Source organism: Paraburkholderia nodosa (genome assembly GCF_001718195.1).
GTDB classification, from domain to species: Bacteria; Pseudomonadota; Gammaproteobacteria; order Burkholderiales; family Burkholderiaceae; genus Paraburkholderia; species Paraburkholderia nodosa_A.
On the sequence record NZ_MCNV01000012.1, the window covers coordinates 119,347 to 134,949 of the forward strand.

The 15,603-nt window shown below is 59.2% G+C and carries 11 protein-coding genes and 2 pseudogenes; 3 read left to right on the top strand and 10 right to left on the bottom strand.

From position 1 onward, the window contains the following. Positions 1-36 precede the first annotated feature (36 nt). Both BFD71_RS21270 and BFD71_RS39245 read right to left on the bottom strand, forming a co-directional pair. The gene (locus BFD71_RS21270) at positions 37-2,844 is read right to left on the bottom strand and encodes an ATP-dependent Clp protease ATP-binding subunit (protein ID WP_069266282.1); all 2,808 of its coding nucleotides are present in this window, start codon (positions 2,842-2,844) and stop codon (positions 37-39) included. A 41-nt stretch (positions 2,845-2,885) separates the two neighbouring features. Continuing rightward, positions 2,886-3,059: pseudogene (locus BFD71_RS39245) on the bottom strand (encapsulin); the annotation flags it as partial. 619 nt (positions 3,060-3,678) lie between these two features. Between BFD71_RS39245 and BFD71_RS21285 the strand changes: the two are divergent. After that, positions 3,679-4,137, top strand: a complete 459-nt coding sequence (locus BFD71_RS21285; RefSeq protein WP_218108667.1) for a hypothetical protein — start codon at positions 3,679-3,681, stop codon at positions 4,135-4,137. A gap of 34 nt (positions 4,138-4,171) precedes the next feature. Then, entirely contained in the window at positions 4,172-4,504 is a 333-nt protein-coding gene (locus BFD71_RS21290) for a DUF6566 family protein (protein ID WP_069266285.1), read from the top strand. A 212-nt stretch (positions 4,505-4,716) separates the two neighbouring features. On the opposite strand, the gene BFD71_RS21295 is transcribed toward BFD71_RS21290, so the two are convergent. The 8 genes and pseudogenes from BFD71_RS21295 to BFD71_RS40665 all read right to left on the bottom strand — a co-directional run. Then, positions 4,717-5,238: a DUF1269 domain-containing protein gene (locus BFD71_RS21295; RefSeq protein WP_083245376.1), complete on the bottom strand. Its 522-nt coding sequence runs from the start codon at positions 5,236-5,238 to the stop codon at positions 4,717-4,719. A gap of 14 nt (positions 5,239-5,252) precedes the next feature. Further along, complete coding sequence (locus tag BFD71_RS21300; RefSeq protein ID WP_069266362.1) at positions 5,253-6,152, bottom strand: LysR family transcriptional regulator; 900 nt, start codon at positions 6,150-6,152, stop codon at positions 5,253-5,255. A gap of 416 nt (positions 6,153-6,568) precedes the next feature. Beyond that, positions 6,569-6,826, bottom strand: coding sequence for a hypothetical protein (locus tag BFD71_RS40660; protein WP_176732928.1), 258 nt, complete (start codon positions 6,824-6,826; stop codon positions 6,569-6,571). A gap of 58 nt (positions 6,827-6,884) precedes the next feature. Further along, positions 6,885-7,796, bottom strand: a complete 912-nt coding sequence (locus BFD71_RS21305) for a bestrophin family protein (RefSeq protein ID WP_069266287.1) — start codon at positions 7,794-7,796, stop codon at positions 6,885-6,887. A gap of 133 nt (positions 7,797-7,929) precedes the next feature. Then, a complete protein-coding gene (cydB, locus tag BFD71_RS21310) occupies positions 7,930-8,937 on the bottom strand; it encodes a cytochrome d ubiquinol oxidase subunit II (protein ID WP_069266288.1) in 1,008 nt (335 codons plus the stop codon). Positions 8,938-8,941: 4 nt separating this feature from the next. Then, the gene (locus tag BFD71_RS21315) at positions 8,942-10,330 is read right to left on the bottom strand and encodes a cytochrome ubiquinol oxidase subunit I (RefSeq protein WP_069266289.1); all 1,389 of its coding nucleotides are present in this window, start codon (positions 10,328-10,330) and stop codon (positions 8,942-8,944) included. 99 nt (positions 10,331-10,429) lie between these two features. Beyond that, positions 10,430-12,706: an FdhF/YdeP family oxidoreductase gene (locus tag BFD71_RS21320; protein ID WP_069266290.1), complete on the bottom strand. Its 2,277-nt coding sequence runs from the start codon at positions 12,704-12,706 to the stop codon at positions 10,430-10,432. A gap of 325 nt (positions 12,707-13,031) precedes the next feature. Further along, positions 13,032-13,157: pseudogene (locus tag BFD71_RS40665) on the bottom strand (cytochrome d ubiquinol oxidase subunit II); the annotation flags it as partial. A 320-nt stretch (positions 13,158-13,477) separates the two neighbouring features. On the opposite strand from BFD71_RS40665, the gene BFD71_RS21325 reads away from it, so the two are divergent. Further along, positions 13,478-14,902 carry an aminotransferase-like domain-containing protein gene (locus BFD71_RS21325; RefSeq protein WP_069266291.1) on the top strand — a complete coding sequence of 475 codons (1,425 nt, stop codon included), beginning with the start codon at positions 13,478-13,480 and terminating at the stop codon, positions 14,900-14,902. Positions 14,903-15,603 lie beyond the last annotated feature (701 nt).

The following is a 15,603-nucleotide window of genomic DNA, read 5'->3' on the forward strand; positions in this document are numbered from 1 at the left end:
GGTTTAACTACCGGGCGCCACTTCATTCCTGACTATTTAGCTGGCGTTCCGCCCCGACTCTTTGTCGCTACGCTTTTTGCGCCCCTTGCCGGAGGCGGCTCCGGTCGAAGGTGCGGCCTTGTCTGCGTCTTCTTTAGACTCAGCGCCATTGCCTATCTGCGGCTCAGACGTGGCTGCCGGCTCGAGCTTGTTAAATTTCACTTCCTCGCTTTCTTTGTCGTAGTCAATTGCCACGCTATCGCCGGATTTGAGCGTGTCGCCGAGTATTTCCCTTGCAAGGCGTGTTTCCACTTCCTGGCGGATTTGCCGTTTCAGTTCGCGTGCGCCGAATTCCGGTTGATAGCCGACATTGACCAGGTGGTCCACCAGCGACTCGCTCACCTTGAGCGTGATGTCCTGTGCGGCTGCAGTGCGAACTACGCGATCGATCTGAATCTGTACGATCGCGCGAATATTCTCCTTTGAAAGGGAATGGAACACGATGATATCGTCGATCCGGTTGAGGAACTCTGGACGGAAGTGGCCCTTGAGCACCTTCATCAGCTCCCCGCGCACCTCCTTTTCGCCCTTGCGCTGCGCCTCTGGCTGCTCGAGGTTATCCATGATGATCGAGGCGCCCAAATTACTCGTCGCGATGATGATCGTGTTGCTGAAATCGACCACGCGGCCCTTGCCGTCGGTGAGACGACCGTCGTCGAACACCTGCAGAAGGACGTTGTAGACATCGGGGTGTGCTTTCTCAATCTCGTCGAGGAGGATTACGCTATACGGGCGCCGCCGCACGCGCTCGGTGAGCTGTCCGCCCTCGTCGTAACCCACGTACCCAGGCGGAGCGCCGATAAGCCGGGCGACGGCATGGCGCTCCATATATTCGCTCATGTCGATACGGATAATTGCCTGCTCGTCCCCAAAAACGCTCTCCGCAAGCGCCTTTGCGAGCTCGGTTTTGCCGACCCCCGTCGGCCCGAGAAAAAGGAACGTTGCAATGGGGCGGTGCTCCTGACCCAGGCCCGCGCGTGACAGGCGAACGGCATCGCTCACCGCCACGACCGCGTCGTCCTGACCGACCACGCGCTCTCGCAACTTGTCTTCCATCTTCAGAAGTTTTTGAAGTTCCTCCTGCGTGAGCTCGGCAACAGGAATACCGGTAAGGCGCGAGACGACCTCTGCGACGGACGCTACCGTAACTTCCAGTGTTTCTGTGCCGGTTTTACGCTGCCATGATTCCATCTGCTCATCGAGCTGTTTCTGCTTGTCGTTGATGCGTTCCTCGAATGTCTTGGCCTCATCGAAGCGCTTGCGCGACGACGCGTAGTCCTGCTCGCGCTTGAGCTGGGCAACTTCCGCTTCGAGTTCCTGGATGTCCGCCGGCCGGGACGTGGCGCCGATGCGCACGCGCGCGGCGGCCTGATCGATCAGGTCGATGGCCTTGTCCGGGAGAAAGCGCGAGGTGATATAGCGGTCTGCAAACTCCGCGGCAGCGACGAATGCGTCATCAGAGAACGTTACCTGGTGGTGCGCTTCAAGCTTGTCCCGCAGGCCGCGCAAGATAACGATGGTCTGCTCGACGCTGGGTTCTGGAACGAGCACCGGCTGGAATCGACGTTCCAGCGCCGCGTCCTTCTCGATGTACTTCTGGTACTCGTTGAGCGTAGTCGCACCGATGAGGCTCAGTTCGCCGCGCGCAAGCGCGGGTTTCAAGACGTTCGCGATGTCGAGGCCACCTTCACCGCCGCCCTGTCCGGCACCGACGATGGTATGCAGCTCATCGATGAACAAAATCAGTTCGTCCTGCTTGGCCGTCACCTCGTCGATCAACTGTTTGGCGCGCTCCTCGAATTCGCCGCGGTACTTCGCACCGGCGACCATCGAATTGATATTGACCTCGACGAGGCGTTTGCCCCGCAGCACTTCAGGCACATCGCCATTCACGACGCGTTGTGCGAGTCCTTCAACAATCGCGGTCTTGCCGACGCCCGGTTCGCCAATGAGTACAGGATTATTCTTTTTGCGGCGCGCTAGCACTTCAATCGTGCTTTCAATTTCCTGAGCGCGACCGAGCACCGGGTCGAGCTTGCCCTGGCGAGCGAGCGCGGTAAGGTCGCGGCCGAACTTGTCGAGGTTCGGCGTGCCGGTGGGTGTTTCGACACGCCCGTCTTCCGCGCCCTTGCCGACGACCTTTACGACCTTCTGGCGCAGCGCCTCAGCCGTTACGCCATACTTCTTCAGCAGCGTGCCCGCAAGGCTTTCCGGGACGGCTGCAAGGCCGATCAGCAGATGCTCCGGGCCAACATAGGAGTGTCCGAGATCGCGGGAGGCCTGGAATGCGAACTGAAATGCCTTTTTCAGACGCGGCGATACGGTCATTCTCTCGAGCGATTCGTCGTCGCTGGCGGTCCCGTGCTTTGCGTGCTCGTCGATATAGCTCTTGATGTCCTGGGGAGAGAGCTTCAACTCTTTCAGTAGCGCCGCGCACACGTCGGTGTCGGCGAGCACGTAAAGCAGATGCTCCGTATCCAGCTCGGTGCGGTGTAACTCGTGGGCCTTTTCCGCCGCGCGCTGGAGCAGCTCCATAGTCTGTTCACTGAATGCATCGGTTGCGTCGACGGACTCTCGAGGCACACTCGCGCTCAGTCCGGACTCGTCTCCGAACCCGCTCAGGAGACCGGACAGATCGCCGCCCCCGCCGAGCAGAGAGTCGAACGGATTCAGCATGCTTTGGTGGCGCATCAGCTGTCGATAGTGATAGTCGCAGATCGACAGCGACTTTCGCTCGCCGTTCTCGGTCACAACGACTCGCGCAACAGCGGGGCGAGCGTGGCAGATATCGCAGAGTGTAGCCATGATCGAAGCACCTTTAACCGTTGGGGGTTAACCTGAAGAAGTCAGCGGGCGCCGTCCGTTGCCTGTGAAAGGGCAACCGGCACCGACGCTTCGCTTGTTGGCATCAAGAAAGTGAACGTTTCACGCAGATACAGCCTGACCGTAGTGTCGGTGTGGCCAAGATAGCCGATGGAAAGCTCCTCGCCGAAATGGAGCTCGTAGTCGCCCCCGCGTGTATCATGGCGCGCGCGTTCCAGTTGCGAGAGCCGGGGTCGCTGTTCACGACCGTGGTGGTGGCGTCGCGGTTGTCGGGCAAGTGTGCGGCCAACTCGAAGCGCAGGTCGATCGTCGCCGCAATAAAGTTCGCGAAGTGCCCGGGGTTGGGGGAAATCGCGGCGAAACCAAAAAGGGACAATTTGACGATTGAATTCTATTGTCGGATTCAGCGGATGTGAACATCTCGCCATCCGATACTTTATATCGGCGAATTCATCACCGAGCCAATTCACGATATCAGGTATCGGGTTCAAGAGAGGAACCCGACAATTTTGCATGGTGAATTTCGATGTACGATTTGTCCAATGTGGCGATAAATGCATTGCATTGCTCACACGAAATGCATGAGGCGCCGTTCGGCCCGGGAGTGATGCGGGCGGCGCAGTTCGGAAGCGTGGATCGTCGCAGCGTGTCTGAGGGGAACGTCATGAACGGCATTATCGGAGGATACGTCGGTGGAGTCGGAGCGAAGAGAGCGCCGCTCAATCCTGTGTTCGGCCCCGACCTGATCACGGGGTCTTGATTTTTGGTTTCGTCAGCTGCCGCCGGTCCGGTAGCGCTTTCCAACGGGGTTCAGTGATGAAATTCGATAATGAGGCGAGCGCGCGTGTGGATGCGCCCAAAAAAGCCGGGCCGCACCTGACTACGCACGAACATGTGGGGCTGAACGGCAAGATTGCGGTCGCCATTACCAATGTGGTGGGGACAATGTGGTGCGCTTATGTCTTTGCGGCGATTGCACTTGTGAGCTTACCCTCGGCAATCCAAAGCGGCATTTCAGCGCTCGTTGCGTGGATCGCCCAGACCTTTTTGCAGCTCGTACTGCTTTCGGTAATCATGGTCGGCCAGAAGGTGGCAGCAGCGGCATCCGACAAGCAGGCATTGCAAACCTACAAGGACGCCGAGGCACTCCTGAAACTGCAGGACGAAATGCGCAGCCTCATTGAAGTTAACAATACGCTAACGGAAGCAATTCATCGCGCAGTGCAGGAGATGAGAACCTCGACGACCGGACGGCCGGCCGCGCCGGCGGATTGACGACCAGCAGCCTGCGTAATCACGGAGACCCCGGATGGTGCCAACCGGGAATGTGACGTACAACGGGTTTGTGATAACGACACGATCCCGCAACAACGAGCGCGGCGGCTGGATCGCGCACGTGGAGATTCGTCGCGACGGCCGGTTGTTTGTTTGCAGCCCTGACACCGTCCAGCCGGAATGGTTGACGGAGACGGAGGCCAATCGGGATGGCCTCGAGCGAGGCTGCAAATTCATCGACCGCATAAAGAACGACCGCCAGGATCGCTCGTGGGTCGCCGTTCGCGAGCACGCGGAGCGCTGGTTCTTCAGACTCGAAACCTCGCAGGAAGCGCAGCAGATCGTCCGCGATCTCGATGCGCATTGAGGGCCCGCTAGCGCAGTCGAACCACGCCATGCACCGTGGCCGTACCGCGCCGCATCAACTGTCGTCGACATTGTTGGCGTAGTGATCGATTGCGACCTTGCACTCGTCTACGATGACCCGAAGCTGGTCCGGCGTTGGCGACTCATATCGGTCGACCCTTTCCCGGGATGGTGAAGCTGTGCCGCGTGCGAATCAGGCTGCAACGCAACGCCTTACCACGATAGAGATTGTGTGAAGATTTTGCCGCCATAACCGCGCACGACGTCCTCCACTTCATTGTCAGGCGGATTCCTGGTTTCGAGAATGAGCGCGAAGGTCCCCGGACGGAGTTCGAGTTCAATCGCGCCCGTTAGTTTCTTGTCCAGAACGTGCTCCAGCGCCCGACCCGCGAGCCCGGCACCTGCGCCTGCGACAGCGCCCGCGATTGCGCCGGGCGGCCCACCCAACAGACCGATCAGCGCACCGCTTACTGCGCCGATCACGACGCCCCAGTGCGGCTCGCTGTATTGCGTCAGCACGTGCAGCTTGCCGTCCGAAGTCTTTTCGACCATCACGCCGCTTTCAATCTTGAAGTCATCGTCCTTTTCGAAATTGTGCAGATCGCGCGAAGCTCTTTGAGCGACATCCAGATTGCCAAACGTTGCCACGATCAGTTTCTGAGTCATGCCCTCTCCTGTGATCATCATCCGGGACTCTTCAAGATAGTCAATCGGGATGCTCGCGTCATTGAACATTATTCCGATATTAACTATGGGTTCAACGCCTCCGAGATGTAGCTTCTGAGCGTGTCGACGACTTTACGGACCCGCAGGGCAATTGGACGCTGCGGCTGGATCAGCAGGTTCAGGGCAAGCGCGGGCACTTCATATTGGGGAAGCACCCGCACCAGTTCGCCGGTCGCGAGGGCGTCCTTCACGGCCGGCGCCTCGAGCACACCGAGCCCGAGTCCAGCCAAGACCAGTTCATACATCGGACGCCAATGCGTCGTCTTGATGATCGTCTGAACCGGCACGGAATCGATGAGCGCGCCGTCCCGGCAGATGGGTAGCAGGTCCGCATCGAAAGCACCCTTCACGCGGATCAGATTGTGTCGCGAGACATCCGCCAGGTCGTCGATCGCGTCGCTGCGGCTCAGATAATCCGGCGAAGCAACGAGCACGCGTTCGATGTCCCCAAGCGGCCACGCGATGTACGCACCGTCGCCCAGCTGTCCGAGACGAAACGAGATATCGACGCCCTCGGTGACAAGATCGGTGACCTTGTCGTTGAGCACGAGCTCGATGTCGATGCGCGGATAGCTTTCACGGATACGCTTGACGCCCTCCGGCAGAAGGGTTTCGCCGAAGCAATGCGGCGCTGCAATACGGATCGCGCCCTTCATTGCCTGTTCGTCGTTCGAGACTTCGGCCACGGCTTGCTCCACAGCGCCTAGAACAGCCTTGCTGCGTTCATGGAAGATGGTTCCCTCAGGTGTGCACTTGAAGGCGCGCGCGTTGCGCAGCAGCAGGCGGCATCCAAGGTACTTTTCGAGCCGCTCGATGCGCTCGCTGACGGCCGGCTGGCCGATGTCCAGATCTCTTGCTGCGCCCGAGATGCTGCCTCTTTCCACGACTCTGACGTAAATCCGCATAGCCTCCAGCAGATTCACATTGCGTTCCCTGCCGTGGCCGGGGATATTCGCGGTGCGTCCTTCCGTAAGTGGCGTTGACATACGATTCCTCTCATTTCTTTAGCTCCAATTCTTGCGTCGCATCCAGAAGAGGCGACGTGGCGATGGAACAAGAGTAAGAGGGGGGACTCATGCGCGGAACGCACAAATCGCACTCACTGAGTAGAGTACAGTTTGGATGCACGAGCGCCGGGTGAAGAGCGTAGATAACAGTTGGAGCACTGGCCAGCCCTGAACTGTTATGGAAACTGGATCGCCCAGTGCCGGGAGCGCTGGCGCAAGCTGCCTGCACAGTGCCACGGCTGCGGACGCGCTCGCGTTGCGCTTTCTGCCGCTCGCGCCGGCACTTACGTCGATCGCGTGCCACGTGGAAAATGAATTTGGATTCCTGATTTTCAGCGAACCCGATCTCGATGCAAGGGTGAAAGACTTCCTTCTGCAGCGCGATACGGCGGTTCATCGTCAAGCAGCGCACGTAGCGCATGGCCCGTCAACCCGGCGCTCGCCCCCATAGCAAAGCCAATAATCGAGCCGACCGGCCCACCGAGCAGGCCGATGAGCGCCCCCGTCACCGCGCCGATCGTCGTGCCCCAGAAGGACCGCGTTTGCCGCTCAAGAACGGACAGCTTTCCGTCAGGGCTCTTTTCCACCACGCATGATCGAACCCGTACAGTTTCAGGGAGATCGGCTCAAATGGGCTTGCGTGTCCACTCAGGTAAGCTGATAGGGGCGAACGGGAGAAACCGGGTCGGGAACGGGACCTCCACATAGCTCCAGAACGGAGCGTTCAATATTGCGCGACATCGCGTCGAGTGCGAGCGCATTGGGCGCGACGCTGAACGGATCGGCGACTTCACTGGCAATCGCTTCGAGCGCTATCAGCGTATAGGCAATGAAAACGCACAGCAGCGGCGTAAAAAATTCCGTGGAATCCACGAGCCCGAACGGCAGTAAAACACAGTAGGCATAGACGGTTCGATGCAACAACACGTTATAAGCAAACGGAATCGGCGTTGCGGCGATACGCTCGCAGCCGCCCAATGCCTTGCCCAGTTCGTCGATCTGTGCGTCGAGCATCCACAGCTTCGTGTCGGGCGTGTGAAGGCGATGCTTCGGGAGCGAGAGCTCGCGCCGTATTTCGTTGAGAATGTACATCGGTTGATAGATCTGGCCGCCTACGATCTCGGCCTGCTCGCGGCCGAGGAGCCGCTGAAAATCCACCGTGGGATCGGTGCCGCGCAGTTCGTGCTTGAGGGCGTAAATGAATCCGACAATCAGCTGGGCGATGCGCAAGGTGTCTGCGCGCTCCGGAATGTAACAAAGCATCTGCGAAGTGAGCGTGCGTGATGCGATCAGAAAAACACCCCAGAGATGCCGCGCTTCGTTGAAGCGCTCATAACTCGCATTGTTTCGAAACGCGAGGAAGATAGCCAGTGCGACGCCGAACAGGGTGAAGGGCGCGGTGTTGAGCGGGATCTTTTCTCCAAATACGCGCCCGTGCGTGAAGACCGCCAATGTACTCACCACCGCCATAAAGCACAGTTGCGGGATGATGGATGACAGAACCGAGCCGTTCCAGACGAACAGCAACCGGAACCAGTTTTCTCGGGGCCGGACGATCATGATGGACTTTTATTATCTGGAATAGGGAAATACGTTCGCCTGGCCTTAAGGCATGCGTGATCCATTCAGGTTTCCTCGCTGGCGCGCGCCGTAGTTATTCGGAGCTTGCGCGCGCCGCGAGGAATCATGTGCTTCAGTGATAGCCGTGGTCTCCTTCACGCACCTTGCCGCGGAAAACGCGATATTGCATCGCGTTGTAGACGAGAATGATCGGCAGCACGATGATTGTGCCGACGAGGGTGAACAGCTGGCTCGAGTGGCTCGACGACGCGTCCCAGATCGTGAGCGAGGGCGGAATGATGTACGGCCAGATGCTGATAATAATGCCGGTATAACCGAGGAAGCAGATTGCCAGGGAAAGCAGGAAGGGGGTCGACTCGTGGCTCTGGTTAAGCGCGCGGTAGATGCCCACGACGCACAGCACAACCAGGATCGGCACCGGCAGGAACCAGCCGAGATTGCCGCTGAAAAACCATCGCTGTCTCACGGCGGGCAGGCCTAGCACCGTCCAGAGGCTGACGATGGCAATCGCGAGGAGCAGAACCGCGAGCAGCGGGCGCATCACCACGCGCATCTTGCGCTGAAGTTCGCCGTCGGTCTTCAGGATCAGCCAGCCGCAGCCGAGCGTCGCATACGTGAGCAAGACGCCGAAACCGCAGAAAACGCTAAACGGCGAGAACCAGTCGAACGGGTCGCCCGCGAACTTGTCGTCGACGATCTTGATCCCCTGCAACAGCGATCCGAGCGTGATACCCTGGCACATTGCCGCGAGCGCCGAACCGCCGATGAACGCGAGATCCCATGCATGTTGCGTGCGCGTGGCTTTTGCGCGCAACTCGAACGCCGCGCCACGGAAAATCAGGCCGACCACCATAAGAATCAGCGGCATGTAGTTGGCGGGCAGCAGCGTTGAATAGGCGATCGGGAACGCGCCGTAGAGGCCGGCGCCACCGAGCACGAGGAACGTTTCGTTGCCATCCCATACCGGCGCGACGGTATTGAGCATCACCTCGCGTTCGGCTTTCCCTTCGAAGAACGGAAACAGCAGCCCGATGCCCAGATCGAAGCCGTCGAGCATCACGTAGATGAAAACGCCGAGTCCGATGATGATTGCCCAGATCACAGGAAGATCGATTTGCATGGCCTCATTCCCCCACCACAGCGTCGAGTGCGCGATTGTGCAGTCCCGGATACTTGAGCGATTCGATGCTTTCCACTCCGGTGGCCGGACCCTTTTTCATCATCTTGAGCATGTAATAGACGCCCGTTCCGAACACGAGAAAATAGACAATCACGAAGATAAGCAGCGAAACACCCGCCTGCTGCGCGCCAATGGGCGACATGGAGTCGACGGTACGCACGATGCCGTACACGGTCCACGGCTGCCTGCCCACTTCAGTCGTAATCCAGCCCGCCAGTAGTGCCAGAATGCCGGATGGTCCCATGCATAACACGAACCACTGGAACCAGCGCGCTTCGTAAAGGCGGCCGCCGCGACGAAGCAAAAGTGCGACCACGGCAGTGAGCAACATCAGCATGCCGAGTCCGGCCATGATGCGGAACGTCCAGAAGATAATTGGCGAAAACGGGCGATCCTCCGGGGGAAACTCCTTGAGTCCGCGAATTTCGCCGTTCCAGCTGTGGGTGAGAATCAGGCTGCCGAGATGCGGGATGCGGATCGCGTAACGCGTCACTTCCGCGTTCATGTCGGGAAAGCCGATTAAATTGAGCGCGGTGCCGCCGTGCTCGGTTTCCCAGAGCCCTTCAATTGCGGCGATCTTCGCCGGCTGATACTCCCGGGTATTGAGGCCGTGCGCGTCGCCGACCAGAATCTGAATGGGCGCGAGAAAGAGCAATATCCACAGCGCCATCGAGAAACTGCGCTTCACCGGCACGTCGCGCCGCCCCTGAAGCAAATGCCACGCGCCGCAGGCGGCCACGATAAAGCCGGCAACGATAAAGGCTGCGATGGTCATATGCGCCAGACGGAACGGGAACGAAGGATTGAAGATCACCTTCCACCAGTCCACCGGCACGATGCGGCCATTCTGAATCGCGTAGCCTTGCGGTGTTTGCATGAAGCTGTTTGACGAGAGAATCCAGAATGTCGAAATGAGCGTGCCGATCGCGACCATGAGCGTAGCGAAGAAATGCGCTTTCGGACTCACGCGATTCCAGCCGAACAGCATGACGCCGAGAAAACCCGCCTCGAGAAAGAATGCGGTCAGGACTTCATAGGTGAGCAGTGGACCCGTGATATTGCCCGCAATCGTCGAGAACCCACTCCAGTTCGTCCCGAACTCGTAAGCCATCACGACGCCCGAGACCACGCCCATGCCGAACCCCACCGCGAAAATCTTCGACCAGAAGCGGTACATGTCCTTATAGGCCGCATCGCCCGTGAGCAGGAGGCGCCATTCGAGCACGGCGAGAAAGCTTGCCATGCCTATGCTGATCGCCGGAAAGACGATGTGAAACGAGACGGTGAATGCGAACTGCAGCCTGGCGAGATGAAATGCGTCGAAGATGTCCATGATTCTTCTGAGCTCCTGGTGACGACTGCATTTGCCTGCCAAGGACAGGCCGGCCGCGGGAAGCCGGGCACCCGGCCGGACTACCGGAATACCATGAGACTAGTTTCCCGCCGCGCGCACGACATGCACGGGCACTGACTTGTACGAAGGCGTTCCGCTTTCCTTGTCGATATAGTCCAGCGGGACGAGTACGTTGGCTTCCGGGTAATAGGCCGCCACGGAACCGCGTGCGATGCTGTACACAATGGCTGTGATGTTCTTGAGCCGCAGCTTGCGGCCCGAGGTGACCGTTTCGATGTCGACAAGATCGCCGTGTTCGATGCCGTACGCGGCCATGTCGTCCGCGTTCATGAAGAGCACATCGCGCCGTCCAAACACGCCGCGGTAGCGGTCGTCCATCGCGTAGATCGTCGTGTTGTACTGGTCATGACTGCGGATCGTGATGAGCCGCAGCACGTTTTCCGCACCCAGCACGTCGGCGTCTTCCTTCACGCCGCCATAGACGGAGAACTCGGCCTTGCCCGATGGCGTGTGCCACTGCCGTTCGGTTGGCGGAAGCGGCAGGCGGAATCCGCCCGGTACGCGAATGCGCCGGTTGAAGTCCTCGAAGCCGGGTACGGTCTGCTCGATCAGATCGCGAATCTTGTCATAGTCGGCGACCAGGTCCATCCACGCCACTTTGGTGGCGGGCAGCGTGGCGCGCGCCATGCCGGCAACAATCGCGGGTTCGGAGCGCAACTGTTCGGAAGCGGGCGTGAGCTTGCCGGCCGATGCATGAACCATGGACATCGAATCTTCCACCGTGATGGATTGACGCCCGGTACCCTGCATGTCGAGTTCCGTGCGGCCGAGGCACGGGAATAGATAGGTTTCCTTCGAAACGAGCAGATGGGTTCGATTGAGCTTCGTGCCGATGTGCACGCCCAGGTCGAGTGCAGCCATCGCGGGAAACGACTGTTCGGAGTCGGGTAGCGCAACGGCGAAATTGCCTCCCAGGCAGAGCAGCGCCTTGGCCTTGCCGTCGATCATGGCTTGCATGGCTTGCACCGCGTCATGACCGTGCGCTTCGGGCGGCGTGAATCCGCAGGCCTTCTCGATCAGCCCGAGAAACGCTTTCGACGGCTTTTCGGTGATGCCCACCGTGCGGTTGCCTTGCACATTCGAGTGGCCGCGCAGCGGACAGATGCCGGCGCCGGGCTTGCCGAAATTGCCGCGCAGCAACAGCAGATCGGCGATCAAGCGCACGTTGGCGGTGCCTTTATTGTGCTGCGTGACGCCCATGCCGTACGTGACGATCGTCGCGTTCGATTTGGCGTAGGCGATCGCCACATGTTCGAGGTCGGGCCGCGTAAGGCCACTGGCTTTCTCGATGTCTTCCCACGAAGTGGCTTCGAGGTCCGCCGCGAAGGCGTCGAAGCCTTCGGTGTGCTGAGCGATGAACGCCTTGTCGAGTATGTCGCCTTGCTCCGACTCCATCTGCAGCAGCGCTTTCATGACGCCCTTGAGCGCGGCCGCGTCGCCGCCGGCGTCCAGCTGAAAGTAGGTCGACGCGATGCGGGTCGAGCCGAACGTCGCCATTTCAATCATGCTTTGCGGATCGGCAAAGCGTTCGAGCGCGCGCTCGCGCAGCGGATTGAAGACGATGATCGGCACGTTTCGCCGCGCAGCTTCGTGCAGCGTGCCCATCATGCGCGGATGGTTCGTGCCCGGGTTGTGACCGATGGAAAGAATGAGTTCGGTCGAATCGAAATCTTCGAGCGAGACAGTGCCTTTGCCGATCCCGATCGATTGCGGCAGACCAACGCTCGTCGGCTCGTGGCACATGTTCGAGCAATCGGGGAAATTGTTCGTTCCGTACTCACGTGCGAATAGTTGATACAGAAACGCCGCCTCGTTGGATGCGCGTCCGGACGTATAGAACTCGACCTGGTCCGGCGTAAGCGAGCGCAGGATCTCACCGATGCGCGCGAATGCGTCTTCCCAGTCGACGGGCTGAAACTTGTCGGTGGCGCGGTCGTATACAAGAGGATGTGTGAGCCGCCCCATGTCTTCGAGCTCATAGTCCGTTTTCTGCAGCAGCGAGCTGACTGTGTTCGCAGCGAAGAATTCCGGCGTCACCCGCTTCGTGGTGGCTTCCCAGGTCACCGCCTTTGCACCGTTCTCGCAGAACTGGAACGTGGACCGGTGTTCCTTGTCCGGCCACGCACAGCCGGGGCAATCGAAACCATCGGGTTGATTGGTCCGCATCAGCGTAATGGGCGCCTCGATGCTTTCCATTTGATCGTGAATCGCCTGCGCGGTTGCTTTGAGCGCGCCCCAGCCGCCGGCGGGGCCGGTGTAGGGATGGACGCCGGGCACATCACGTAGTTTCGTCATGGGAAACTCCATTGGGTTTTCTACGCACGCTGCGAAAAGCCGGGACAATGCCATACCGGGACCGCACAAGTCCGCGGATGATATCCGGCGTGCCACGCTTGATTCTAGGCAATCCCGAATTCGGAACAAGAATTAACTTATTAACTTCGACTTTTTATTTTATCGTTGTGTATATTCGAATATCTCGATCTCCATTGCTGGCCGTCACATGACCATCGTCCAAACAAAAATGAGGTGGAGCTAAAATTCTCCACCCCATTCTAGGGATGCAGCGCGTTGTCGTGAACTGCCGCCTAACCGATATTAGCTATCGGGAGCGCAGGCGTTAGTGCTTGACCGGTACCACCTTGCCTCGGAACAGATAGAGGTTGTACCCGATGATGACCGGAAACACGATACCAATGCCGATCAGCATAGACGTAAGCGTGGTGCTGTCCGAGGCGGCGGCCACGGGCGTGAATACGGCGACGATTGCCGATGCCGACCGTTGTCGGCAGGCCGCGGCTCGTGGCCTCATGGCGCATGTTCGAGCAGCCGGGGAAATTGTTGGTGCCGTACATGCGTACGAACAACTGATAGAGGAACGCAGCTTCGTTGCTTACGCGGCCCGATGTGCCCATGAAGGTGTGCGCGGTATCTGGATAGGCGCAAGCGTAGAAGTTAAGAGGGGCTTGCATGACACACAGAATCCACCTGGAACATGGAGTACAGTTTCGTCCGCCGCAGTACACTGTATGAACTGTGCTGTGAGAGATTGCCGGGGAGACCACAGTGAAACTCTATGAAAAACTCGCGGACGATATCGAGACGCTGATTCGCAAGGGCGTCTACCGCCCCGGCGACCGCGTGCCGTCGGTTCGCCAGGCGAGCCAGCAGCACCGTATCAGCATTACCACCGTGATACGCGCCTATCTGCTGCTGGAAAGCCGCGGCGTGCTCGAGAGCCGCCCGCAGTCCGGGTACTTTGTGAGCGCGCGTGTGGGCGAAGGACGCACGCATTCGGACGAATTGCGCACGAGCCGGCCGATTGCGGTGTCGGCGACGGTCGATGTGAGCCGCCTCGTGCTGTCCACGCTGCGCTCCATCGGCGCCGACGACGCTGTGCCGCTCGGTTCGCCGTATCCGGACCCGCAGCTTTTTCCCTATGAAAAGCTCAACCGCTACGCGTCGGCCGCGGGACGCAGGAAGTCACTATGGGGCGTGACCAACGCGCTGCCGCCGGGCACACCGGAACTGGTCCGGCAAATTGCCCGGCGGTACCTCGAAAACGGCATGGCCGTGGACCCCAACGAGATCATCGTGACGGTGGGGGCGACGGAGGCCATCAATCTGTGTCTGCAGGCGGTCGCCAAACCGGGCGACGTGATCGCCGTGGAATCGCCCACGTTCTACGCCATGCTTCACGCCATCGAGCGCTCGGGCATGAAGGCGATCGAGGTGGCAACGCACCCCGAGTACGGCATCGAAATAGAGGCGCTGGAGAAGATCATTGAATCAGGGCCGATTGCCGCCTGCATGGTAATGCCGAATTTCCAGAATCCGCTCGGGTTTCAGATGCCTGACGAGCGCAAGCGCGAACTTGTCGCCCTGCTTGCGAAGGCGGGGATACCGGTGATCGAAAATGGTGTGTACAACGAACTGTATTTCGGCGATTCGCATCCCACCACGCTCAAGTCGTATGACAAAAAGAACATGGTGCTTCACTGTGGGTCATTTTCGAAGAGTCTGACAGCGGCGTATCGCATCGGCTGGGCTTTACCCGGCCGTTATCGCGACGAAGTCGAAAAGCTGAAGTTTCTCAATACGCTGACGACTTCGGTGATTCCCCAACTCGCGATCGCCGAATATCTCGAACGGGATGGTTACGAGCATCACTTGAGGCGCATCCGCAAAAACTACGCGCAACAGGCCAATCTGATGAAGTCGATGGTCGCGCGCTTTTTTCCGGCGGGCACGCGCACGTCGAGTCCGACGGGTGGATACGTGTTATGGATCGAATTGCCGGCGAAGGTGGATTCGATGAAGCTCTACCAGCTCGCTCTGGCGCGGGGAATCACGATCGGACCGGGCCATATGTTTTCCGTCTCGGACAACTATCGCAACTATATCCGGCTCAATTACAGCACGCCGTGGTCGCCGGAGATCGAGCAGGCGGTCATCACGGTCGGCAAACTCGCAGCGTCGTGCGCGCGATAGGGAAAGCGTGCTGCTCAGGTAAGCCAGCAACCAAAGTCATAATATCGGACGAGTTCGCGCGGTCGTACATTTGTACCGGGCCGTGATGTGCCGTCAACGTTTGGTCAACGGCATGCATCACGCAACTTGAATGTTATTTGTCGATCTGATGCGGCGCGGCGCGCAGTGGATTTCTGTGAAATAACCCTCTGCGTATTCCTACTTCTTCATCATGGCCATAACGAGAAAATGAAACGGTAGCGTGAGTAGAACGGTCGCGCCGAATCCGACGCACCAGAGAATGGCCATCCACTTCAGATCGTGCAGAAAACGGTGCCTTCGGCTCTTTCGCTCAAGCGCCACGATTGACTCCCGCTGGTCGTCAGGAAACTGATTATGGCACCGGCACGCGCGAGCAAGCAAGACGGATTGGTCCAGCAGGCCCGCGAACACCGGACTTACACGTGATGCCAAGTATCGGAAGAGATGAGGGAGATTTTATTTGGGGACTGGCTGCCGCGGCACAGACCATGGCGCAGCAGGCACAGGTACTGTGTACATGCGTTGCCATTTTCAAGCTCGATGGCGAGCCTGTGGGCCGACTCTCATCGAAGCCGTCAGTGGCCGATTCGTGGTGATATGCTCGAAGCGGCGCTCACGAGCCTGTCGCGAAGGCGGGCGGCCCGGGCTGGATTGAAGCGTCTGCTGCGTTCGTCGAACGG